16 protein-coding genes and 1 pseudogene are annotated in these 23,780 nt (G+C 53.4%); 8 read left to right on the top strand and 9 right to left on the bottom strand.

Features of this window, described 5'->3' with window-relative positions:
• The first annotated feature begins 238 nt into the window (after positions 1–238).
• The gene (locus tag HBA55_RS02515; protein WP_206019489.1) at positions 239–895 is read left to right on the top strand and encodes a DUF2306 domain-containing protein; all 657 of its coding nucleotides are present in this window, start codon (positions 239–241) and stop codon (positions 893–895) included.
• A 127-nt stretch (positions 896–1,022) separates the two neighbouring features.
• On the top strand, positions 1,023–2,597 hold the full coding sequence (locus tag HBA55_RS02510; protein ID WP_166986580.1) for an alanine/glycine:cation symporter family protein: 1,575 nt from the start codon (positions 1,023–1,025) through the stop codon (positions 2,595–2,597).
• Between the two features lie 144 nt (positions 2,598–2,741).
• Here HBA55_RS02510 and HBA55_RS02505 read toward each other — a convergent pair whose 3' ends face one another.
• Positions 2,742–4,070, bottom strand: coding sequence for an aminotransferase class V-fold PLP-dependent enzyme (locus HBA55_RS02505; RefSeq protein ID WP_166986577.1), 1,329 nt, complete (start codon positions 4,068–4,070; stop codon positions 2,742–2,744).
• A 26-nt stretch (positions 4,071–4,096) separates the two neighbouring features.
• Positions 4,097–5,533, bottom strand: coding sequence for a coniferyl aldehyde dehydrogenase (locus tag HBA55_RS02500; RefSeq protein WP_240945857.1), 1,437 nt, complete (start codon positions 5,531–5,533; stop codon positions 4,097–4,099).
• Between the two features lie 111 nt (positions 5,534–5,644).
• On the opposite strand from HBA55_RS02500, the gene HBA55_RS02495 reads away from it, so the two are divergent.
• A complete protein-coding gene (locus HBA55_RS02495; RefSeq protein WP_206019488.1) occupies positions 5,645–6,145 on the top strand; it encodes an Lrp/AsnC family transcriptional regulator in 501 nt (166 codons plus the stop codon).
• Positions 6,146–6,175: 30 nt separating this feature from the next.
• Here the strand turns inward: HBA55_RS02495 and HBA55_RS02490 are convergent, their stop codons facing one another.
• From HBA55_RS02490 to HBA55_RS02470, 5 genes and pseudogenes are all read right to left on the bottom strand, one after another.
• Positions 6,176–7,366, bottom strand: a complete 1,191-nt coding sequence (locus HBA55_RS02490) for a cystathionine gamma-synthase family protein (RefSeq protein WP_166986574.1) — start codon at positions 7,364–7,366, stop codon at positions 6,176–6,178.
• 18 nt (positions 7,367–7,384) lie between these two features.
• The gene (locus HBA55_RS02485; RefSeq protein WP_166986571.1) at positions 7,385–8,434 is read right to left on the bottom strand and encodes a homoserine dehydrogenase; all 1,050 of its coding nucleotides are present in this window, start codon (positions 8,432–8,434) and stop codon (positions 7,385–7,387) included.
• Between the two features lie 20 nt (positions 8,435–8,454).
• Complete coding sequence (locus tag HBA55_RS02480) at positions 8,455–9,864, bottom strand: aldehyde dehydrogenase family protein (RefSeq protein WP_206019487.1); 1,410 nt, start codon at positions 9,862–9,864, stop codon at positions 8,455–8,457.
• A 184-nt stretch (positions 9,865–10,048) separates the two neighbouring features.
• Positions 10,049–10,264, bottom strand: a pseudogene (locus tag HBA55_RS02475) (alanine racemase C-terminal domain-containing protein); the annotation flags it as partial.
• Between the two features lie 34 nt (positions 10,265–10,298).
• On the bottom strand, positions 10,299–12,176 hold the full coding sequence (locus HBA55_RS02470; protein WP_166986565.1) for an AMP-binding protein: 1,878 nt from the start codon (positions 12,174–12,176) through the stop codon (positions 10,299–10,301).
• Between the two features lie 429 nt (positions 12,177–12,605).
• On the opposite strand from HBA55_RS02470, the gene HBA55_RS02465 reads away from it, so the two are divergent.
• Entirely contained in the window at positions 12,606–15,410 is a 2,805-nt protein-coding gene (locus tag HBA55_RS02465) for a winged helix-turn-helix domain-containing protein (protein WP_166986563.1), read from the top strand.
• On the opposite strand, the gene HBA55_RS02460 is transcribed toward HBA55_RS02465, so the two are convergent.
• The gene (locus tag HBA55_RS02460; RefSeq protein ID WP_166986561.1) at positions 15,407–16,570 is read right to left on the bottom strand and encodes a DSD1 family PLP-dependent enzyme; all 1,164 of its coding nucleotides are present in this window, start codon (positions 16,568–16,570) and stop codon (positions 15,407–15,409) included. The genes HBA55_RS02465 and HBA55_RS02460 overlap by 4 nt on opposite strands.
• A 187-nt stretch (positions 16,571–16,757) precedes the next feature.
• Between HBA55_RS02460 and HBA55_RS02455 the strand changes: the two genes are divergently transcribed.
• The 4 genes from HBA55_RS02455 to HBA55_RS02440 all read left to right on the top strand — a co-directional run bounded on the left by HBA55_RS02455 (position 16,758) and on the right by HBA55_RS02440 (position 22,493).
• Complete coding sequence (locus tag HBA55_RS02455; RefSeq protein WP_166986559.1) at positions 16,758–17,843, top strand: alpha/beta fold hydrolase; 1,086 nt, start codon at positions 16,758–16,760, stop codon at positions 17,841–17,843.
• Positions 17,840–19,198 (top strand): D-serine ammonia-lyase, encoded by a 1,359-nt coding sequence (locus HBA55_RS02450; RefSeq protein ID WP_338109347.1) that lies wholly within the window; start codon positions 17,840–17,842, stop codon positions 19,196–19,198. Before HBA55_RS02455 ends, HBA55_RS02450 begins: the two co-directional genes overlap by 4 nt.
• A 70-nt stretch (positions 19,199–19,268) precedes the next feature.
• Positions 19,269–21,107 (top strand): serine hydrolase, encoded by a 1,839-nt coding sequence (locus HBA55_RS02445; protein ID WP_166986557.1) that lies wholly within the window; start codon positions 19,269–19,271, stop codon positions 21,105–21,107.
• A 186-nt stretch (positions 21,108–21,293) separates the two neighbouring features.
• Entirely contained in the window at positions 21,294–22,493 is a 1,200-nt protein-coding gene (locus HBA55_RS02440) for a diaminopropionate ammonia-lyase (protein ID WP_166986555.1), read from the top strand.
• A 25-nt stretch (positions 22,494–22,518) separates the two neighbouring features.
• Here the strand turns inward: HBA55_RS02440 and HBA55_RS02435 are convergent, their stop codons facing one another.
• The gene (locus HBA55_RS02435) at positions 22,519–23,769 is read right to left on the bottom strand and encodes an acyltransferase family protein (RefSeq protein WP_166986553.1); all 1,251 of its coding nucleotides are present in this window, start codon (positions 23,767–23,769) and stop codon (positions 22,519–22,521) included.
• Positions 23,770–23,780: the final 11 nt, after the last annotated feature.

The raw sequence follows: 23,780 nt of genomic DNA, 5'->3' as shown, positions 1-23,780 counted from the left end.
CTCCTCAAAGTCTGTAGATTGGCGAATACGAGCTCTGGCCGATACGAGCATTCGATAAACACTAATGAGTCTTTTACTATGGTATTTCCAGGCGAAGGTTACCCCCCCCGTTCGAAGGGGGGGCGGATAAGTTAATGCCGGCCAGATGCGCTTCACTTTCAGTTCCCCGCAGAATGGGGGGGGTAAGTCCAGAGGGGGGGCGGCATACTCTTTACATTGATGATTGAGGTACCTAGGTATGGCTTCAACGTTTGGTAAAGGCATATTGGTTTTCTTGTCCTTTTTGATTTCAGTTTGGGCCCTTTTTACTTATTCCAGTTATCCTATTGCGACAGCGGCACCGCCAGTTTTCGTAGAGAGCTTTAGTCAGCATCCTCCTGCGGTGTACATTCATATTTTTTCATCGGTTCTTGCGTTGGCAATAGGGCCACTTCAATTTTCAAAATCGTTTAGAGGCAGGTTTACTCGTTTACACCGCTGGTTGGGTCGGATTTACCTGGGAGCGGGGATCGCGATTGGTGGACTGTCTGGTCTTTTCCTGGCGCAATACGCGTCTCAGGGGGTGTTTGCACAGCTTGGTTTCTCTGCTTTATCCGTACTCTGGCTGTATACCGGTTTTCGAGCCTTCCGGGCGATAAAATTGGGGTCGGTTTCGGAGCACCGGGAGTGGATGTATCGCAACTTTGCGCTGACTTTCGCTGCAGTTACTTTGCGGGTGTATACAACGCTTTCCATTGGGACTGGCCTGGACTTCTCTGTCGCCTATCCAATTATTGCTTGGTTGTGTTGGGTTCCAAATTATTTGCTCGCGGAGTGGTTCATCTACGCTAAGACAGGTTCACGGCGCCCAGAAAGTCACAATTTACCTCCTATATCGTCCAGCGCGGATTACTGAAACGTGGAATCCGAAGCCAGCTTGAATTCAGCATGATAGGCCCCTTTTTTAGGGGGGGCATAATTGGCAAGGTGCGCTAGAATTCCACGATGCCAAACCATACATAAAAAATCTGGAGCGATTGTTAATGCAAGCATTTGTCGAGTTCACGGCGGGAATGATTTGGAGCCCAGCGCTGATAGCGCTGTGTCTGGGGGCCGGGCTTTTTTACTCTGTGATTACCCGCTTTGTTCAGATCAGGTTGTTTCGAGAAATGCTGCTTCTATTGGTGAAAGGAAAGAGCTCTCGTACGGGTATTTCTTCATTTCAGGCGCTGGCGGTGTCACTTTCCGGCCGTGTCGGTACCGGTAATATTGCGGGCGTGGCAGCGGCAATCGGATTTGGAGGTCCGGGTGCCGTATTCTGGATGTGGATTGTGGCTTTCCTGGGTGCTGCCACGGCATACGCGGAATCAACATTGGCCCAAATTTACAAGGAAACCGATGAGGGGCAATATCGCGGCGGGCCCGCCTACTATTTTGAAAAAGCCCTGGGTGCCAAGTGGTACTCCTGGATATTCGCGATTGCCACCATCATAGCCACAGGAGTGTTGATGCCGGGTGTTCAGTCAAATGGTATTGGTAATGCAGTGGTATTGGTTGCCGGCGAAGGCAGCTTGATAAGCCTGCCGGTGTTTGGTGACGTTGGTTCGACCAAGCTGGTTACCGCCTCGATTATCTGTGGACTGTTGGCTTTTATTGTGTTGGGTGGTGTCAAGCGCATTGCAAAATTCACCGAAGTAGTCGTACCAGTGATGGCGATGACTTATCTTATCACCGCATTTGTGGTTATCGCCCTGAATATAGACGAACTGCCACGAATTGTCGGCATGATCGTTGGCGATGCTTTTTCACCAATGGCCGGAGTTGGTGCTGCCATTGGCTGGGGCGTCAAGCGTGGCATCTACTCCAATGAGGCGGGGCAGGGGACGGGACCGCATGCTGCTGCCGCCGCTGAGGTGCAGCATCCTGCTCAGCAAGGCCTGGTTCAGGCATTCTCGATATACATTGACACCCTGGTGGTTTGCACCGCGACCGCATTCATGATTCTGATTACGGGAGCCTATAATGTTCACGGTCTGGGTGATGCTTATATTGTTCAGAATGAATTGGCAAATGGGCTGTTGGCAAACAGTCCGCAGTTTACGCAAATGGCAATTGAGAGTATTTTTCCCGGCGTAGGCAAACCATCGGTTGCCATTGCCTTGTTTTTTTTCTCGTTTACAACACTCCTGGCCTATTACTATATCGCGGAAACCAATGTCGCCTATATCCATAAAAGTATAAGGGTGCCTGGTTTGACTGCCGCACTGAAGGTGGGAATTCTGTTGGCGACCTTTTACGGCACAATCAAAACCGCGAATTTGGCCTGGGGGTTGGGAGATATTGCCGTAGGCGCGATGGCCTGGCTGAATATCATTGGTGTGATGACCATATTCTTTGTGGCCAAGCCAGCGATCAAGGCGCTGCGTGATTATGAGCGGCAGCGGCGCGAAGGAGTCGAAAACTATACATTTGACCCGCTGAAGCTGGGTATTGCAAATGCGGAATTCTGGGAGGGTAAGATTGAAGCAAGCGAAAGTCGATTGCAGGACTCGGAGGGTCTGGAACTCAAGGGAAGCCAGAAGACTGAACTTGAAATTCGTATTGAGACTTCAACCTAACACCGGCAGTTTGGGTATTGGGCGCTTTTAGAGCGTCATTCGCCAATATTCAGGTCGTCGTGAACAGGCAATAACTCAACACCAGGTGCCGAATAACGTTTCCGGAATGCGCCCGTACGGGCGCGAGGGATCAAAACTCCTGGCTTAAGACACCAAGTGTTTAACAGCCTTAATCGTAATATCGATATCCCGGCCACTGTTATAAATATGGGGAGCGAGACGAACCCAGGTTTGATCGCCGAGATCGGCTGCTGCGGCGGAGATTCCATATTCGTTGTAGAGCGTCTCAAGCGTCTCCCGGGCATTTCTGCCCTTGTAGAGAAAGATAACGAACCCGCCTCGTAATTCTGTGGCTTCGGGGGAAAGAAAATGAATCTTCCGGGAAACGGACTGCAACCCGGCCATCAACTTGGCGACATGGCTCCGGACTCTGGCCTCAATGAGGTCTCCTCCCAGGAAGTTGTATAGCTGTACCGCAGTGCCCAGTGCCTCCAGGCGACCGTCGTCTCTCTGTCCCAGATTGTCGAACTTGCGCGCGCCCTGCGTACTTGCCTTTTCCCAGTCGTGGGTGACCATCGGCGGCCACAGTCCGGATTGTGCCTCACTGCGCACATAGAGGACACCGGTTTCACGGGGGCCGCACAGCCACTTATGGGCACTTCCCGTGTAAAAGTCACAGCCCAGATCCTGCAGGTTTTGTACCTCCAAGCCGAAAGTCTGTGCGCCATCGCACAGGCTGAGTGCACCACGAGCACGGATGGATTCGCATAATTGCTTAGCAGGCAAGGCTACGCTGGAGACATTGGATACCTGGCTGAAGGAGACTATTCTCGTCGTCGGCGTCATCGCGTCCACAAACGGTTTCAGCAATTGCTCACGACTCTGAGGAGTATCAGGTGTACTGACCCGCTTTAGCGAGAAACCAAGGCGTTGACTCCAAACCTCCCAGGCGACATTGTTGGACTCATGGTTCTGGTCCCAGATTAGCACCTCATCGCCTGGTTTCAGATCTATCCCGCCGATTACCGCCCGGTTGCTTTCGCTGGTATTGCGAGTAATGGCGATTTCGTCGCTGGAAGCTCCCAGCATCTCTGCCAATAGCTGTCGAGTATATTCTTTGCGTTCTGCATACTTGGCGCGGTTTTCGTGTGAGGGATCTGCGTCGATATCGTTGGTACGATCAAACAGTGTTTGGGTTACCGGCGCCGAGGAGGGACACAGGTTGGCGGCGTTCATGGCAATAAGACCGGGTCGCAAGCGAAACAGCTCTCTTACTGCCGTCCAGTAGTGTTCGCTGTTTCTCTCGAGACCCTCAATGCGCATAGAGGTTGGCTCCTGTAAGCCTGAAACCTGGCTCGCGTGCATGGGTGCTGCTGCCACAGCAGCCCCCAATCCCGTTGCTGCCACAGCCATACCGGATAGCAATGATCTGCGGTTGCACTTGGGGGAATGGTCATTGATTTCTGTCGTCATACCGATTTCCTGTTCAGAGGGCCGGGTTATTTGATCATTCGCTTGATCAGAAAATCGAATGCCTTGCCGTAGGGCGGTTGAAGCAGGGCTCCGCCTGGATAGCGCCACTGTTTAAACACGGGGCGCATCTTGGACATCTCCCGAAATCCCTCCGGTCCGTGGTAGTGCCCCATGCCGCTGTTGCCAATACCGCCGAACGGCAAATCGTGCTGGGCCACATGCTGAATACAGTCATTGATAACCATTCCGCCGGATAGGGTGCCATAGAGGACTTTCTTTTGAACCTCTTTGCGGTTGCTAAAGACATACAGCGCCAGAGGTCGATCTCGGTCGTTAATATAGTTGAGGGCATCATCCAGGTTTCGGTAAGTCATGACCGGGAATAATGGGCCAAAGATCTCTTCCTGCATGATGGTCATGTCGTCGTGTACATTAAGAACCAAATGGGGTGAAATTTTTCTCAGTTCGGGGCTATGGGTATCTCCCGGCAGCAGGGGAACCAGGGTGGCACCCTTGGTGTTGGCATCCTCAAGGGTTATTGACAGACGTTCATAGGCCTTATTGTCAATGATGGATGTATAGCAGCCATCGGAGATACTTTGATAGCGTTTGGCAACGATCGATTTGGCCGCTGTCACAAAGTCATTGAGCCGATGCTCTGGCACAAAAAGATAATCCGGTGCGATACAGGTCTGACCGGCATTGAAGGACTTGGCAAACAAAACGCGCTCGGCCGCCAATTCAATGTCGAAGTCTTCGCCGATAATGGTCGGTGACTTTCCACCTAACTCGAGTGTGACAGGGGTAAGGTGGTCAGCAGCGGTACGCATCACAGTCTTGCCGGTATCAGCCGAGCCGGTGAAAACCAAGTGGTCAAAAGGAAGACTGGAAAACTCTCTGGCTTTTGCGCCTGGCATAAAGGCCAGGGTGTCCCGGGGGAACTCGCGACTGACCAGGTTGTTGAGAAGCAGGCACAGGTTTTGCGAGTTAGCCGCAAGCTTTACCATGCAACGATTGCCTGCGGCCAGCGCAGAAGCCAGAGGACTTATCGAGAGCAGTAACGGGTAGTTCCAGGGGGTTACCACACCAACAATGCCCTTGGGTTGCGCGATAACGCGGTTGCTGGCGCCGGCGAACCAGACAGAGACTGAACGCCGTTCGGGTTTCATCATCTTCTTCAGGTTCTTTCGGGCGTAGCGCAGGCTGTCCAGGGAAATAAACAGCTCGGCGAACTGTGTTTCCTGGCGACACCGAGTTCCATAGTCTCTGGCAATGGCGTCGATGATGGCCTGTTGGTTATCCAGCAGGATGGACTCCAGTTTGGCCAGATTGTTGTGTCGCTCTTTCAGATCCGGATAGGGATTCCTGCGACAGGCCTGCTTCTGCATATCAAAGACGCTTAACAGGTCTTCTGCGTTGGTATTGACGGCCGGTGCTGCCCCGGGAACAGTCATTATTGTCATGCTTTGGAGTCCTCTGGTGTGCTTTCTGTCTCTCAACAGACTATATGTCGTTATCTGCTGGAGCTCCCCCCATAAAGAGGGGGGATGGCAGTGTTCCAGGGTGTTAGATTAATGTCGAATACTGACACGTGTAACGACAGCAGGCGTACGATGGAGCTGGATAATCAAGACCTAGAAATTTTGAAGATACTGCAGGTGGATGTGCGCACAGCCATTGAACGAATCGCGGATCAAGTCGGGCTTTCTACCGCCAGTGTACAGCGTCGGCTGAAACGCCTCAGGGATAATCATGTTATTTCGTCTGATGTGGCGGTTGTGGAACCGAAAGCCGTGGGTCAGACCATGACCTTTTTGTTGCATGTTGAACTTGACAGGGACAATCTGGATTTTCTGGTCGTCTTCAAGAAGAAAATGAGGAACGAGCCCCGTGTGCAGCAGTGCTACTATGTGACTGGAGAGTCTGACTTTATCTTGATTGTCACTGCAAAGGACATGGAAGACTTCGATGCGCTTACCCAGGAGCTTTTCTTTGACGACAGCAATGTCCGTCGTTACAAAACCTCAGTGGTTATGGAGAGGACAAAAGTCAGCTTGGCCCTGCCGCTGGGTTAGGTAACTAACCCAGCGGCAGGGGAGTGGCGTTTAGTTCAGGCTGGCCAGGGCCTGTTCCAGGTCTGCAATCAGGTCTTCGACGTCTTCAATGCCCGTTGAATAGCGCACCAGACCCTCCGGGATGCCGGCAGCAGCGCGCTCTTCAGCGGTACATTCGACATGGCTGGTCACGACCGGAGGTCCGACAACGGTTTCAACGCAACCGAGATTGGCCGCCATGTGCGCGTACTGCAGTTGTGGCAGGAACCGCTTGATGGCATCGAGTCCACCCTTGACACTAAAGCTCAACATGCCGCCGAAACCGCGCATTTGTTTACTGGCGATGTCGTGGTGAACGTGTGTTTCGAGACCGGGATAGTTGACATGATCAACCATGGGGTGATCTTGCAACCACTTTGCGATAGTCATGGCACTCTGGTTCTGGCGTTCGACGCGCAGGCTAAGGGTCTTCATGCCGCGCAGAAGGCTGTAGGCGTCCATAGGTGCAAGTGTGGCACCATTGATTTCACGATAGTGATATAACTTTTTGACCAGCTCCTCGCTGCCGCAGGCCACACCGCCAAGCGCGTCGGCGTGACCGCCTAGAAACTTTGAGGCGCTATGAATCACAATATCAGCGCCCAGTGACAGGGGATTGGTATTGATCGGAGTGGCAAAGGTATTGTCTACCACGACCATTGCACCAACCGCCTTGGCGGCCTTGGACAGGCGCTCGATATCGACGATCTTGACGGTGGGGTTGGTCGGCGTTTCAAGGTAGAGCATTTTGCAACCCTTGGCAACTTCCGCTTCGATCTCTTCATGTTCGGTGGTATTGCAAAGGGTGACATCGATACCCATGGGTGGCAGAAATTCGGTAAACAGCTTGTTGGTGCCACCGTAGCTGTCCTTGATGGAGACTATACGATCACCGGGACGCAAAAACGTACCAAAGGTGTTGCTGATGGCGGCCATGCCACAGGAAAAACTGGTGGCGGCCGCGGCGCCTTCCAGTTCTTTTACCTTGTCTTCAAAGGCCCGAACCGTGGGGTTAGTGTTGCGCGAATAGATGTGCCCCTGTTCTTTCTCCAGGGCAACCGCGTGCCATGTGTCAATATCCTTGTAGCCGAATGAGACGCTGTGTACTACGGGTACCTGTGTGGAGCGCTCATAAAGTTCGTGTTCGGTTTCCCCGCCCCAGATACTGAGGGTTGCCTGGTTGGGAGTTTTTGTCGATGACATGTGTAATTACCTCAATGATTACTGTTTGGTTGAGCTGACTGATGTGTGAATGGCGAGGATATCCTCGATAACGGCATAACCTGTTTCTACCAGGCCGGCGCCGGGACCGACCAGGGTGATGTCGCCGAGAAGCTCTGTGCTATAGGTGATCGCATTGGTGGCACCTGAAATGGCGGCCAGGGGATGATCATCCGCCAGCATTTGCGGTTGCACTGAAGCGACGTAGCCATCGGTGGTTGTTTCGACAGTGCCGATCAGTTTCCAGCGGCGGTTGTTTGCCTTCGCAAGATCGATGTCATCTGCCGAGAGCTGGCTGATACCGGTGCAGGAGACATCTGACAGATTGATGGACAGTCCCATCAGGAGATTGCCAAGTATGACCACTTTGGCAGCAGCATCGTGGCCATCGACATCACCGCTTGGGTCTGCTTCCGCATAGCCCAGTTCCTGGGCGCGAGCCAGTGCCGCGCTATATCCTGCGCCGGCCTCCATTTCACCAAGAATATAGTTTGTGGTGCCGTTCAGTATGCCCTGAATTCGGGTGATGCCTGCGGCGAGCAGAATTTCAGTGCCAAGGTTCAGAGCGGGTGTGCCACTCATTACCGTGCCTTCGATACCGATCCGGACGCCGTTCTCTCGAGCAATCTTACGCAATTGCGGGAAGTGAAGCGCAACCGGTCCCTTGTTTGTCATTGAAACGTGCATTCCTTGCATGAGAGCCTGTTTCACATGACTCAGCGCCGGTTCGCCAGTTGTGAGATCGGTATAGGCCAGCTCAACCAATATATCCGCACCGCTGTTGGCGATTGTTTGTTCAGCGTTCCAGCCGCGATGGGGGGCATCGATCGATTTCAGGTCCCCGTCTGTTTGCAGGCCTTTTAGAAGAACTTTGGGATCGAGTCCATCAGGATTTGCGAGGCTGCCTTTGAGCAGATCACATACGGCGACTATGCGGATATCGGCATCGAAGCGCTGTTTAAGAAACCGTTGTTTTTCGGCCAGGATTTGTGCGAGTCCCTGACCCACGTTACCAAAGCCAATAATTGCCAGTTTGTATATTGCTGCCATTGTTAGATTCTTCCTGTTGTTCAGCGTAGATTGAAGCAGTAGGTTTTGGCCTCGGTCATTTCCAGGGCGGCATGGCGGACACCCTCACGACCCAGGCCGGAACCTTTAACACCACCAAAAGGCATGGCATCAATACGATAGTCGCTACTGTCATTAATCATCACGCCGCCACAATCCAGGTCATCGGCTAGCCTAAAGGCCGCATCCAGGTTAGAGGTAAAAATGCCCGCCTGTAATCCATAGTCCACACCGTTGGCTTTGGCGACCACCTCTTCGGTGCTGGAGAACGGGACGAGCAGGGTTACCGGGCCAAATACTTCCTCAGAAGCAATAACACAATCGTCTCCTACGTCCGCCAACACCGTGGGCTGGTAAAAACACCCCCGTCTTTCGCCACCACACAACAGCGTTGCCCCTTTTTGTAGAGCATCGGCAACCATGCTCTGGACCTTCTGCGCCGCTCTCTCGTTGATCATTGGCCCCATGTCTGTGTTTTCATCAAACTTATTGCCTACACGAATTGCTCGGGCGAGCTGGCAGAACTGTTTGCTGAATGCTTGATAGATGGACTGGTGGATGTATATGCGTTGTACATGCAGGCAGTTTTGTCCAGCAGCCCAGAAGGCGCCGCTAACAGTGGCGTTCAGTGCAAGATCCATGTCCGCATCCGGCATTACAATGGCAGGGCAGTTACTGCCCAGTTCCATCGCCAGCTTTTTCAGTCCCGCCTGTTGTATAATCTTTTCGCCCACTTCCCGGCCGCCGGTGAATGAGACCATCCGTACCCGAGGATCTGAGACCAGAATGTCGCCAATTACCGCCCCGCGCCCGGTTATCAGTTGCAAGATTCCAGCGGGGAGCTCCGTCTGTGCAAACAGATCAACCAGGCGCTTGGCAACCAGAGGCGTTTCGGAATGGGGCTTGAGTATAACGCTGTTTCCGGCTGCAATTGCGGGACCAATTTTGTGGGCCACCAGGTTCAGCGGGTCGTTAAAGGGGGTAATTGCGGCAATGACCCCAATGGGAACTCGGCGAAAATAGCCGAAACGGTTGTCGGAGCCGGGAGCTTGATCAAAAGCGATGGTCTCACCGTTGAGACGACGTGCTTCTTCTGCACTCAAACGCAGTGTATCGACGCAGCGGGTGACTTCCTTTCTTGCCTCGCGGATGGTTTTGATTCCCTCACGAGCAATCAGAGTGGCGAATTCCTCATGCTGTTGCTGTAGTGCATCAGCGACCTGATTCAGTACACTCATTCGAACATGCGCCGGCAGTGTTCGGGCTATCTCAAATGCTTCGCTCGCCCTTTCAATAGCCTCGCGAACGTCGGACTCTCTGGCACTGGGCACTTTTCCAACCAGTGAACCGTCCTGGGGATCGACAACTGAAATATGGTGTCTTTGCAGGCTTGATTGTTCTCTTGTCGACACAGAAATTACCTCAATGTTGCATGGTGTCATTACCAAAGAGATGCTGTCGGCCGGGAGCAGTGCAGCGTTCTCGGTATTCAAATCATGCAAATACTATAACAACATTGAGTAATGGGCCTGTTGCTGTTTTTCCCCTGCAATGATACTTATCGATCAATATCGATGGTGTTTTGATGTTAAGGAGTCACGCGGTGATCAGTTCTTTTTTTATGGATTTTGACAGCGCGGAGAAAAACAGCTCGGGTATATTGCCAGAAGCTCCGGCAAGATCGGTGGGACTGCAGTCTTCGCCAACAATGACAACTTCATCCCCTACGGTAACAGAAGATTCGCACGCGGAAATGTCAATAATGGAGTATTCCATAAACGACTTGCCGACATAGGGACAACGTACGCCATTAACTACGGCGTACCGTTCATACTAAATCCACTACTCATGTCAGGCTATACAAGAATGAGTATTGCGACAGACGCTTATCCACCGTCTGTTTAAGGGTGTTGATTTCAGCCTCGTTGCCGCGAAAGGCAATGGTAGCGAGAATATTGCCATTTTCATTGTCAGAGACAGTGATGTCCGGTTCGGTAGCCGCGCAGGTAATGTCTATCAATTCCTTTTCGATCAAGTGCTTTATGGCTTCACAACGCAGTTTAGGGCGATATATCTTGCCCACTGCAGTCAGTGGCAGCTGCGGAACAATATAAACTGCCACGGGTTTGGCCGGTTTTTCCGGCACATGACTGCAGATAAACTTGCGGATATCTTCCGGGTCAATATCGGTGTCTGTATTTGTGGTTACAAACACAACAGGTACTTCTCCGGCCCTGGTTTCGGGCTGGCCAACCGCGATGCTGGCACTGACTGCGGGATGTCTGTCGGCGACCTCTTCAATCGCAGACGGATCAATGTTGTGACCGCTACGAATAATGACATCCTTGGCGCGACCGGTAATGAAGATCCAGCCGTCGCTGTCTATATACCCGACGTCTCCGGTATTGAGCCAACCGTCGTCGAAGAACGTATTGCACTCGGCCGGGCTGTTGAGGTAGCCGGGAAACACATTCTTGCCCTTGACGGCAAGTACGCCGGTCTCGCCGGGTTGACAGTCAGTCGCTGGTTCACCGGCTGCTCCGAGCTTAACGGCTTTGACGTTTACACCCGGCGCTTGCATCCCCACTGAGCCCTCGACGGGCGTCCTGCCCCGTGGAGTGACTGCGATCACTCCGCTGGTTTCGGTCATGCCATAGATCTGATGAATGGGCAGCCCGGTATGTTCCTGAAACCTCTGTGCCAGTCCGCCGGAGAGGGATGCGCCACCACAAATGGCGAGTTCTGTAGCACTGATATCCGCATCGCGCAGGGGTACCCGAGCCAGGTCGGACAAGGATGTTGGTACACCTCCGGCAATGGTCACCCGGTACTTTTCCAGCAGCTGCCAGTGATTTTCCAGAATAAGGGGATCCCGCAGGCCGGCAGCCGAGGGTATCAGTACTTCCGCACCGGCGCTGAGCGGCGCCAGGGTCAGCAGAATCGGAGCCGCGACGTGGAACAAGGGCAGCCCGTTCAGCAGCACATCCCGCTCGCTCATCGCGTACATCTCGGCGGTGATCCTGGCAGCCGCCACTTCGTTGCCGTGGGTATGGGGTGCCAATTTAGGCGTTCCTGTTGTCCCGCCGGTGTGGAACAGGGAGGCAACATCACTCTCGGCGATATTGCGCTGGAACAACAGGCGGTCTTTTGGATAGTGATCTATGGTTTGCTGAAATGGGACGATGTCGTCACTGGTTTCCGGAAGACCACCGACAATCAACACTTTTTCGAGGGTTTGTATCTGATCTTTAATGGCCAAAACCTTTTGCCAGATGTCCAGGGTCGGGTGGGGGCCCAGTGCAACCAGTACCTTGGTTCCGGCGGCGTTACAAATTTCACAGATCTGGTCGGCGCCAAGCAGGAAGTTGATCGGGTTTGCAATGCCAGCCGTCTGTGAGCCCCACAGCGTATAGTGAGTTTCCAACAGGTTTGGCAGCAGAAAGGAAACCACATCCTTGGGGCCAACACCCAGTTCGTGGAACATATTGGCCGCCTGGTGAATATTGCCGAGCAGCTCTGATCGACTGAGCCTGATCGGCTCCACGTCCAGTGCGCCGGATGGCAAAAAGGTCATGGCCACGGCGGTGGGGTCTTCAGATGTCTTGTGACAGAACAAATCGTAGGTCGTTTTAATCTCGCCCGGACAATTGCCGTTATTTTCCTTTTCGATGGCCTCCACAGGTTCATCGGTCGCGTTTGTACTGTAACGTGAGAACTCACTCATCACTTTTCCTCTGAAAATCCACTGATGCGGAGGCTCCACAGACTGCGGGAGCCGGTATCTTGGCATCAGTATCGAAGCTTATGTGGCAGAGAAAACCCCCAAATATGAGGGGAGGAGAGCGGACCGAGGATGAACTGCTGTTGTGAGTAACGAATATTGAATCAGGCATCAGGCCTGAATACAAAAGAGGTAAAAGGAAGGTTGGCGGGGCTGTCAGGGCAGCCCCATAATGGGTGCCGCAAATATGCCAAAATGGCAAAAATAGTTGAATCCAGTTTACGTCTCAGCCGGCTGATGGTCCTTAGCCGGCTCCCAGTTGGGGGGCAAGCGCGTATACCCCCTAGATTATGGGGGGGGAGCTTCGCTTCACAACCATAGAATGAGGAATCGCTATACTGAAATATGAATTCAACCAGAGACTCTGCCTTGATGAACACAGAATCAGGATCGACATTGTCCCGGCGCCCCTCCGTTATCCTGCGGTCAAAGATTACACCACAGGTGGCGATGGCCGATACGGAGTTGAGGCCCAGGTTGGTGGATGTACTTAAAGACCTGGAGTCGACGGCGCTCTTGTTGATTCAGGCGCCGGCCGGCTATGGCAAGACCACGTTGCTGCAGCAGTTCCAGCAGCATCTTCATAAGGCAGACCAATCTGTTGCTTGGTTGACGCTCTACCATACCGAAAATGACCCCATGAGGGCGGTGGCTCATATAGCGGCGGCGTTTGCCGTGCTTGACGAGGAAATCGACCGGGAAATGGCCCCCTACTTTACGGCGACGCCCCCGTATCCGGTTGAAGATGTGATTGCCTCGTTGATTAATTGTCTTGAGCGTTTCAGTTCCGGGGTGACTTTGGTACTGGATGATTATCATGAAATAACCAGTTCCGCGGTTCACAGTGCCGTGTTTTTTCTGCTCAGTAATCTCCCCCCCAGTGCACATTGCATCATGGCTTCCCGCGCTCGTCCGCCATTCGAATTCAGTCGCCTGGAATTACGTGGCAAGGTTATCACCCTCGGCCGCAATGAGCTGCGTTTTACTCGTGATGAAATTGCTCACTACCTGAAAACTTCTGGCCGCCTGGCGTTGAGCTCAGAGAGCCTAGATATATTGTCGACGCAAACGGAAGGTTGGATAACCGCCATCAAGCTGGCCATGATGTCGATGGAAGGCGAAGCAGAAAGCCTGCAGATTCAACAGTTGATCACCGGCAGCCACTATGCACTGGTGGACTACCTGACCGAGGCGGTGCTGAATCGTCATGATGAAGAAACCCGACAGTTCTTAATGCAGACCGCTCCCCTGGGGCGCCTGACTCCCGACTTGTGCAATGCCGTCACTGGCAAAAATAATGCATCGGAACAGCTGGAAAAGTTGGCGCGAGAGAACCTGTTTATTAATACTCTTGATAATCAGGGCAAGTGGTATCGATACCACTCGCTGTTCACGGAGTTTTTGTGTGGTCTCTTGTCGAGAGATGTCTCCATGGCCAGAGCGGATATACACAAGCGCGCCAGCCAGTGGTACGAACACAACCGTATGCCGGAAGAGGCCGTTGAGCACGCCATTGCCAGCTGTGACCTGACCTATGCCGCCAGTATGATTGATGCATCGGTACAGGAACTGACCCGAGCAGGTCAAATTACCCGGCTCCTGGGTTGGCTGCGACAATTACCGGCATCGACACTGAACAAATCACCCAAGCTGCTTATCCATCTGGGTTGGTGTCAGTCATTGTCGCATCAGGAGAAGGAAGCCAATCACACCGTTGAACTGGCGAGACAACTTTGTCGGGAACAGGTGGATTCGATGCCGGACAGCGCGCAGTCGAGTGCCCAGGAGAATCTGGCCGAACTGGAGGTACTCAGCCAGTTCACCAAGCGGGTATCCGGCAACGATTGGGGCGATGTCAAACCGTTGTTGGTTCTGAAGGAATCTTTGAATCCGGCATGGACCTTTATTCGAGCGGCTACGGAACTGGAATTGGGTTACAGCTATCTCCATCAGGGCAAACTGGAAAGTGCCTACGCTGCCTTTCAAGACGCACATGCGTTCTCCCAGGCAGTCCCTAATGCGCTGACAGCCAATCTGTCCTTTCACATGCTGGCATCCATACGCAGCATCCAAGGGCGCTTTAAAGAGTGTGAAGAGCTCTGCAGCGAGGGTATAAAAACCGCGGTGGATGAGCAGCAGCGCAAGCCGCTGCCGGTTGCCGGCCGGTTTCATGCAACGCTTGCCAATATCCACTATGAGAACAACGCACTTGATGCCTGCAGGGATCACTTGGAAAAAGCCATTGCGCTGATCAGTCTCAGCAGTGACCCGGAACTGTTGACAGAAACGGAGATTCTGGCTGCCAGGCTGTTGGGGCTTGATCACGGTGCCAAAGCGGTGATTGAAAGACTCTACGAAGCAGAGCGACTGGTGTCCCGTCGAGGCTCCCACAGGCTGCTGAACCGGATTCGAGCCCAGCAGGTCTGGTATCTGATTGAATACCAGGACCTGCCAGCGGCCGAAGCGATTCTTCGCCAATGTGAAATGCCCATCGACAAGTCTCGACCTGCCCCCAACTTTGCCGCCAATCCCGCAAACGAGTTTTTCTATCTGGCGCTCTGCCGCTATTGGATTGCCAGCGAGAGTTATACCCAGGCGGGCTTCTGGCTGCGGCACCTGGTGAAAAGTGCCGAATGGGGGCAGCGGCTGACGTCAGCGGTTCTGTTTAACGGTTTGCTGGCCGTGATGTTGTCGAAACAGGGGCAATCTGATGCTGCAGCGCGAGTCATCAGGAATATTACCATCACCGCTGCGGAAAACAGCCTGGCTCGAAGCATTATCGGCCTCGGCAGCGACTTTGTTTTGCTTCTTGATAACTATTACCAGTTGCGGTGTTCCAAAGACAAGGTGGATGCACAGGACCCTGTACTGTCACATACACAAAGCCTGATTGATATCTTCAAAGGCAGCGGTCACGTTGTGAGTTCTTCGCAGCCGCCAGCTTTGAACAAGCCCGTCAAACAGGCCAAGACCAAAGAGGTGAATTCCCTCACGCCTCGCGAGCTGCAGGTACTGGAACAGGTGGCCAAAGGGCTGAAGAATCGCGAGGTGGCCGAAGAGCTGCTGATCGCCGAGTCCAGTGTCCAGTGGCACATCAAAAACCTCTACGCCAAACTGGATGTGCACAACCGGACCGAAGCCAGCGCCAAAGCTCGGGAGCTTAACTTGATACGCTAGGCGCCTCGCGCATCGATCGGCCAGATATCGACCAGTGTGTCGCCACGAAAACAGTGCACGACATTGTACAGGTTAACCGTGGGATCGCAGTGAGTGGCCATGCACTCGATACGGGCACCGAGAGGCAAGCTGCCGGTGGCATCCGGCAGCTCCAGGCGACCGTGTTCATCACCGAAGTAGTGGTATCGTGATCCGCTGGGTGCTCCCTTAAGGGGTATCGGTTCACCTCCGTCGACAGCAAATTGTTTAAGTCCCGCATCGGTGGTGACGAAACCGGGCTGATTGGCGCTGATCACGCTGGACTGCACGAATAGAGCCGGTTCGAATGGCGGCAGCTCTCCATAGTTGAGCCACACATCGTTGTACTGTGAGTCCATAAACACATAGGATCCCACCTGCAGTTCGGTCAGCACTTCGGCGGCGGCATCGATGTCAAAGGTTCCGGTACCGCCTCCGCTCAATATGGCTGATTCAATTCCCTCGGAGGCAAGGAGGTCGCGTACGGTCGCCACTTTTTTCAGGGCCTGCAGAGACTTCTCCATGCGCAATTCAAAATCGTCGATGTGCTGGGCATTGCCGGCGTAACATTGCAGGCCGCAGTACTTTAGATGGGGGGTGTTATTGACCGATTTGGCCAGCTCAACCGTTGCGCAGTGGTCGAGGACGCCGGTGCGATTCAGACCGGGATCGATATCCACCAGTATTCCGAGTTCCACATCGGTACTTTGCGCTGCCACCGACAGTGTCTGAACATTGTCGGGATTGTCGACAACGACCTTGACGTCGTGACCCCGACTGGCGAGAGCGCAGAGGCGCTTTATTTTGGCCTGGGTGACCAGGGGGCCGGTGATCAAGAGGTCAGAGATTCCGGCCGCCGCCATTACCTCAGCTTCACCAACGCTGGCGCAGCACAGACCTACAGCGCCTGCATTCAGTTGTCGCCTGGCGATAGCCACCGATTTGTGGCACTTGCCATGGGGGCGAAGTGCGATCTTCTCTTTGCAGGCAAAGAGCGCCATTTTCTGGATATTGCGATCCAGTGCATTCAGGTCCAGCAGCAGCGCCGGTGTGTTCAGGTTGTGCCTCGCATCTGAACATCCTATGAGGCTGGCATTGGGTCCTAATTCCTTGAATTTAATCGTTTTTTCCGCGAGTGTCATAGTTAAAGCGGCTCCGCTGTCAGAGGTAGTGCATTACATCAGAATACGCGTGTTACCCCATGATGCCCCCCCATGAAATGGGGGGGCATGATTGCACAGTTCGGAGCGCACCCCTTGAATCGGGGGGGGGACTGTAGCCGACCAGATGATACTTTGAGCCTCACCTGCAACGTGGAAATTAATGATTATGAAAAAGTTGTCCTATCTCTGTTGGCTGATCCTGTTTGCAATGAGCGCAATGGCGGGCTGCTCCTCTTGGGAATTTGACCAAACCACAGCCCATACGCCAGCCATTACCGATAGTCAGGGAAACACAGTGGCGGGCAGTATCGCCTCGCTTGAGACGCTGAACCTGGGAGGGGTAGAGCAGACGATCCTGATTCGTGGCGAAGATGCCAGCAAACCCGTATTGCTGTTTTTGCACGGTGGTCCCGGTGGGGCGCATATTCCTTTCTACCGGGAGTTTCAAACCCCCGAGCTGGAGCAAAATTTCGTGGTGGTGCAATGGGATCAGAGGGGCGCCGGCAAGTCCTATTCTGACCGACTCACCAGGGAGGATATGAGAGTGGATAAATATCTTTCAGACATCAGGGATTTGACCAATTATCTTCGTTCCCGCTTTAATCAGGAAAAGATCTTTATGCTGGGTCATTCCTGGGGCAGTGCAATGGGGTTCCTGACCATCGCCCAAACGCCGGAACTCTACCACGCCTATATTGGTGCCGGAGAGGCCGCGGACTGGAACAGAAGGCAGACTATATCCTATGAGTGGGCACTCGAGCAGGCGCGTGAGCGCAATCAGAAGGTGGCCATTACGGAGCTGGAACGTCTGGCGCCGTTTGATTACAGCGATATCGAAGCGGTGTCGGTAAAGGACAAATGGGTATCGGAATTTGGTGGTCACCATCACCAGAAAGCGGTGTACCAAAGGATCCGCAGCCAACTTGGCAAGGGCAGCGAATACACAGCTGCTGATGTAGAAAAATTTATGAAGGGGCTGGATTGGTCCTCGCGGACGGCGGATGTAGAAGCCGCAGCATCGAATTACTCCCTGTTCAAGCAACTGCCCGAAGTGTCCATCCCGGTCTATTTCTTTGCCGGACGTTACGACTATTCGACGCCCGCGACCCTGGCGGAGGAGTATTACTCTTTTCTGAAGGCACCGAAGAAGGCGTTTATTTGGTTTGAAAACTCCGCTCATACCATGATTTTTGAAGAGCCTGACAAGATGACAAGAGAGCTGATCAAGATTGCACAGGAGACTCTGAAGTGATTGACCACAATGACGGTGATGTGTTGCATTCACTGGCGTCGAACAGACCTTTTCTTTGGTTGAATCCCATCAGGGACAAGGGAGCGGGCACTGGCGCGGTATCAACGTTGTCATTGGCCGACGTAGAGGCGGCTGAGCAACGTTTGCAAAAATTCGCACCTCTGTTGCAGGTTTTATTTCCCGAACTTCGGCAAACGGGCGGGTTGATTGAGTCCGAGCTGCTGAAAATTCCTTCCATGCAGGCATTATTGGAACAGACGCACACCGATTTCGGGGGTGGTCACCTGTGGCTGAAGGCGGACCACAATCTGCCAGTGGCCGGTTCCGTCAAGGCGCGTGGTGGCATATACGAGGTTCTGTGTTTCGCCGAGGAGCTGGCGAAAAAAGAAGGGCTATTACAAGCCGACGGCGACTACCGTGTGCTGGCAACGCCCACCGCCCGTCAACTTTTTGAGCAATACACGGTTTCCGTGGGCAGTACTGGCAATTTGGGACTCAGTATCGGCGTAACGGCAGCCGCGCTGGGGTTCAAGGCCTGTGTGCATATGTCTGTGGAGGCGAAGCGGTGGAAAAAGGAGCGCCTGAGAAGGCGAGGAGTGGAGGTTATTGAGCATAGCGAAGACTATTCCAAAGCGGTTGCGGCGGGTCGTGAAGCCGCAAAACAGGATGCGTTCGCCTATTTTGTCGACGACGAGAACTCATTGACGCTCTTTATGGGATACAGTGTTGCCGCTTTGCGCCTGCAGCGACAGTTGCGCGAGGCCGCAATCACTGTCGATGCAGATCATCCCCTGTTTGTGTATATCCCCTGCGGCGTCGGTGGAGCACCGGGCGGGATCGCCTTTGGTTTGAAGCAGATCTTTGGTAATGCCGTTCATTGTTTTTTCGCCGAACCCACACAGGCCCCCTGTATGTTACTGGGTATGGCAGCGGGCTTCAAAGACAATCTCAGCGTTTACGACGTAGGACTTCAGGTGGATACCGAGGCAGACGGACTGGCGGTTTCCCAGGCGTCAGAGCTGGTAGCAAAGCTGATGGCTCCCGTCCTTTCAGGCATCTTTACGGTGAAAGACAATCAATTGTTTCGACACCTCTATCGTCTTGAGGTCAGCGAATCTGTGCGCATAGAACCATCGGCCGCGGCGGGATTTGACGGCCCCGGCTGTCTGCTTTCGTCCGAGCAAGGGAGAAACTACCTTCGGGCCAATGGTTTAGAGGAAAGCATGCACCAGGCAAATCACGTGGTATGGAGCACTGGCGGGCGATTTGTGCCCGCTACCGAATATCAGCAATTTCATCAGCGCGGAGAGGCACTCTGTGCACAAACTTCGCAACCGCATAAACACACGCTTTGATCTCCCAAAAGCACCCAGGTGGGTATCGGATCAACGTTAGCATTAACTAAATTGAAAAGGAGAGCTTTTCATGAGTAGTGACTCCAGAGAACCAAGACGATTGACTGACCGCATCAAGTCCTTGAAGCGTCCGAAAGCCAAATCAACAATCGCCTTCACCGCAATGACCCTACTCGTGGCGCTTGTCGTTGCAACCGCCACTACCTCGTCTCCCCAATCCTCGCAGGCGCCGTTAGCAGCTTCGAGCGACTACTCCTCGATGATTTCCGAACTCTCTCAGCAGGTACAGGGCGTTGTGGATACCACTGGCATCACCGGTCTCAGTATCGCTCTTGTCGATGATCAGGACGTTGTCTGGTCACAGGGGTTTGGGTTTGCCGACAAGGAAAACGGCATCAAAGCCACTGCGGAAACCGTTTACGGAGTCGCCTCTGTCTCAAAATTATTCACCGCAACGGCCATCATGCAATTAGCCGAAAAAGGAAAAATTGATATTGATCAACCTTTGCAAACCTATATACCGGAGTTTTCAATCAAGAGTCGTTTTGCGGACTCGGGTTTGATTACGGCACGCAACGTCATGACGCATCACTCAGGTCTGCCTTCAGACCTGCTTAATGGCGGCTTTGCTAACGGCGATGACAAGGTCGCGTTGACCGAAAGTGCATTCGATGGATTGTTGAAGGAGATTGATACGGCCTATGTTGGCAATCCAGCGAATACCACATTCTCCTATTCCAACCTCGGCTTCAGCTTGTTGGGACACGCGGTGAAACAAGCGTCCGGCAAGGGCTTTATCGACTATATGGATCAGATGCTCCTGCAGCCGCTGGGTATGAAGTCCTCGTCGTTTTCCCTTACCCCGGAGATTGAGCGCCTGAGGTCGAAGGAGTATCGAAATGGCGAGGAAGTAGAACCCATATGGGGTCGGGATCTTCCCGCCGGAGCGCTAAATACCAACGTTGAGGATCTGAGCCGATTTATGATGATGGTCTTCAGTGAAGGGGAGCGCAGCCTGAAAGCTGAAACGCTGATGGAGATGTTGACACCTCAGAACAGTAACGTGCCATTGGATCTGGATATTGAATGGGGCTTGGGTTGGTGGCTGCTTCCCGTTGGTCTTGAATACGCCGGCAGGAGCGCCTGGCACTCGGGAGGGGAGGGGATGTGGAACAGCATGCTGTACACTCTCCCGGACCATAAACTCGGTGTGGTGGTACTGAGCAATTCAGCGGAAGCGGCGGGTCCCGGATTCCAGATTGCTGTTGAGGTGTTGGCGCAGGCGCTGGCCGTCAAGGCGGGTCTGGAAAAACCGGAGACAAAGATCCCAGAGGTTATCTCACTGACAAGCGATCAAGCGGTCAGCTATAAGGGCAGATACACCACAGACGCAGGCCCAATGGATATTCGGGTTGACGGTGACCACCTTTACGTCGACTTACTCGGAACCTCGTTCAAATTGATTCCTCACTCCGATGGCCGATTTTCGGTCGAGGGACTCCCCTGGAGCGAGGCTCATATCACCATCAGGACGGTGGATGGCCGCACCGCGATAAAGATCATGGGTGGGGCCGTTGGTGGTCTGGTATACGGTGAACGTATTGAGCCGTCTCCTGTTTCTCAGGTATGGATGGATCGATTAGGCACCTACCAGATCAGCAATGGCAAGCCTGGTTTTACTGAGTTCTTTGCTCGTGCAGAGTTGAAGCATGAGGATGGCTTCCTTTTGCTGGACTTCGTATGTGCGATCGAATGCGAGCGCGTGGTATTCCCCATTGGTCCCACTTCAGATGTCGACGCCATTATTCTCGGTTTGGGGCAGCGAATTGCAGGTGAAACCGTCAGCTTCGTGGATGTAGAGGGCGAAGAACACCTCTTCTTTTCGGGCTACTTGATGAAGAAGCTATAACACAAGGCGATCAATCCCCCCAAAGCAGGGGGGGCAAGTAGCCCAGGTTTCTTCATAATTGTTTTCTCATGACATCTCTTTCTCTCTGTATCTGTCATGCATCTAGGCCGCCCCCTGTGGCGGCCACTTTTTTGCTCGAATTTCATCTCAATGGGCGCCTTTCAGTATTTCAAAAAAGGTACAAACATGACCGCATTTAACTCAAAGCTCACTCATTTTCCCAATCCGCAGGCGGACAGGGATCGAATTTATCCAAGAAGGCTTGAGGGTATCTTGAGTATTTCTACGGCTCAAGAGACTTACCGGGAGATTTCCAACTGGCCGGGTTATGCAGTCACCGAACTCCATGACCTCAAAGGTATCGCGAAAAATATTGGCGTCGCCAACCTCTGGTATAAGGATGAGGGGCAGCGTTTCGGGCTTGGCAGCTTCAAGGCTCTTGGGGGGGCTTACGCCGTTTTTGTACAGCTGAAAAAGGTCATCCAGGAAAAAACCGGAGAACAGGCTTCTATTGAGGACATTATCGGCAGTCGCTATGGGGATCTGCTTTCCGAGGTTGTCGTCAGCTGTGCGACGGATGGCAATCATGGCCGCTCCGTCGCTTGGGGAGCGCAGCTGTTTGGCTGCCAATGTGTTATCTATATACACCGCGATGTTTCCGCTGGTCGGGAGTCTGCCATAGCAGGCTATGGGGCAAAGGTGGTCAGAATTGAGGGTAATTATGACGATTCCGTACGGCAGGCCGATGTCGATGCCAAAGCGTTTGGCCGGATTATTGTCTCCGATACCAGCTACGAAGGTTACATGGAGATTCCAAAGTACGTCGCCCTGGGCTATACGGTGATGATGAAGGAAATAGTGGACCAGTTGAACGGCGAGATCCCCACACATGTTTTTCTTCAAGGGGGTGTTGGCGGCCTGGCATCAGCGGCTTGCGGGTATTTGTGGCAGTACTGGGAGGAGCGGCGTCCGCGTATGATTATTGTTGAACCAGAAGCGGCCAACTGCCTGCAGGAAAGCGCGCGTGCCGAACGACCGGTGACGGTGCTGGGAGATCTGGGAACCTGGATGGCAGGACTGGCCTGCGGCGAGGTGTCTCTGCTGGCCTGGGAGATCCTGTCGTTGGGGATTGATGACTTTATGACCTTGGACGAAGATTCGGTTGCTCCCTGCATGCGCTTGTTGGGCAGTGGAGAGTACGGGGATCCCAAAATCGTCGCCGGAGAGTCCGCGGTAGCAGGCTTTGGCGCTGCGCTGGCCGCGTCACAGTGCCAGAATATGGCGAAGGCGCTTGGGCTGGATGGCAATTCCAAAATCCTTGTCATCGGCACCGAAGGTGCTACAGATCCGGAACTCTACCAATCACTGATGGCCGCAGCGGATTGAATCCCGCAATGGCCTGGTGATTAACTCAATGCGCCGGAAAACCACCGCGACGGAGTGAAACCAGGGGTTTCGCTCTATCGCTGTCGGCGATACCAAACCACAATTTCAGTGGCGACACACGGCGCAACAGTTCGTAACCGCAGGCACAGATCAGGAGGGTTGCGGTCACCACCATCAGGGGCTCCAGAACGGGTCCTAACCCCAGTTGGCTGAGCGGATAACCCACCGCAATGATCACGCTCTGGTGCAGGATATAGTAGCAAAATACACCCTGGTTCAGGTATTTGATGGGCGTTGACGGACGCTTAAGATAGTGAATGGCGTAACCCAGCAGCGCCAGCATCCAAATCCAGCGATTAAGTTTCCAGATTGATAACGAAGCCAGGTCGGCGACAATGCTGTGTGAACCAAACAGTGCATGCCCATGATAGTTGGCAAGCACCGCTGCAAAACACCCTGCGGCCATAATCAGGCTCAGTCGCCGGTAGCGCTCTATTGCGGACCAGGCCGAGTGCCATTGCACCAGCAAATATCCCAGTGCAAAGACACTAAAGTAGTTGGCGTGTCTGTGCCAATCGTCGAACAGGGATCCTTGAAAACCTTCGTAGCCCCTGAAGACGACACCGAAGGCGGTGAAGACCACCACGGGTATCAGTATCAGCAGCAGGAAGTGGCCGGCGTGCCAGGATCTGGTTGAGGTTGGGCCGACTGCGCCGGAGTAGTAATGAAGTTGCCGGTATCCCCGTTGTAAGATTAGCAACAGAAGGGTATAGACCAGCAGGTAAGGCAAGTACCACAGGTGGTTCCACGTGTAGTGCATGTCACCGACAATTCGCTGATTCGCGAACCATTCATGAGTGGGTTGCAAATAGGCCTGCCACCAGCTTATATAGTCGGTTGTCGCCAGATCAGATTCAAACGCCATCTGGAAATAGAGTTGGGGGGGAACCAGTACCAGTACGCCTAATAACAGCGGCGCCCCCAGCTGCTTTATACGGCGTAACAGAAAACGCCAGCCCTGTATGTTTGGCAACACAAACGACAGCACCGCACCGCTGATAAAAAACAGCAATGACATGCGCCACTGTGAGCTGAACAACATAAGATTCTGCAGCCATTCCGAGGTGTAGCTGCTCTTGATATGCCAGTGCCAACCCTGATCGCTTGCGGCGACATACATCATGCCTATGTGATAAAAAATCAGCAGGCCAAAGGCCAGTACTCTTATCGCATCAAGTTCATGGCGTCTGCCAGACGTGTCGGCGTGCGTTGTCATTGCATTCATAC

This window comes from Pseudomaricurvus alkylphenolicus, assembly GCF_011683955.1.
GTDB lineage: Bacteria > Pseudomonadota > Gammaproteobacteria > Pseudomonadales > Cellvibrionaceae > Pseudomaricurvus > Pseudomaricurvus alkylphenolicus.
The sequence above is the reverse complement of the archived record's forward strand: the minus strand, read 5'-3'. Positions and strand labels throughout refer to the sequence as shown.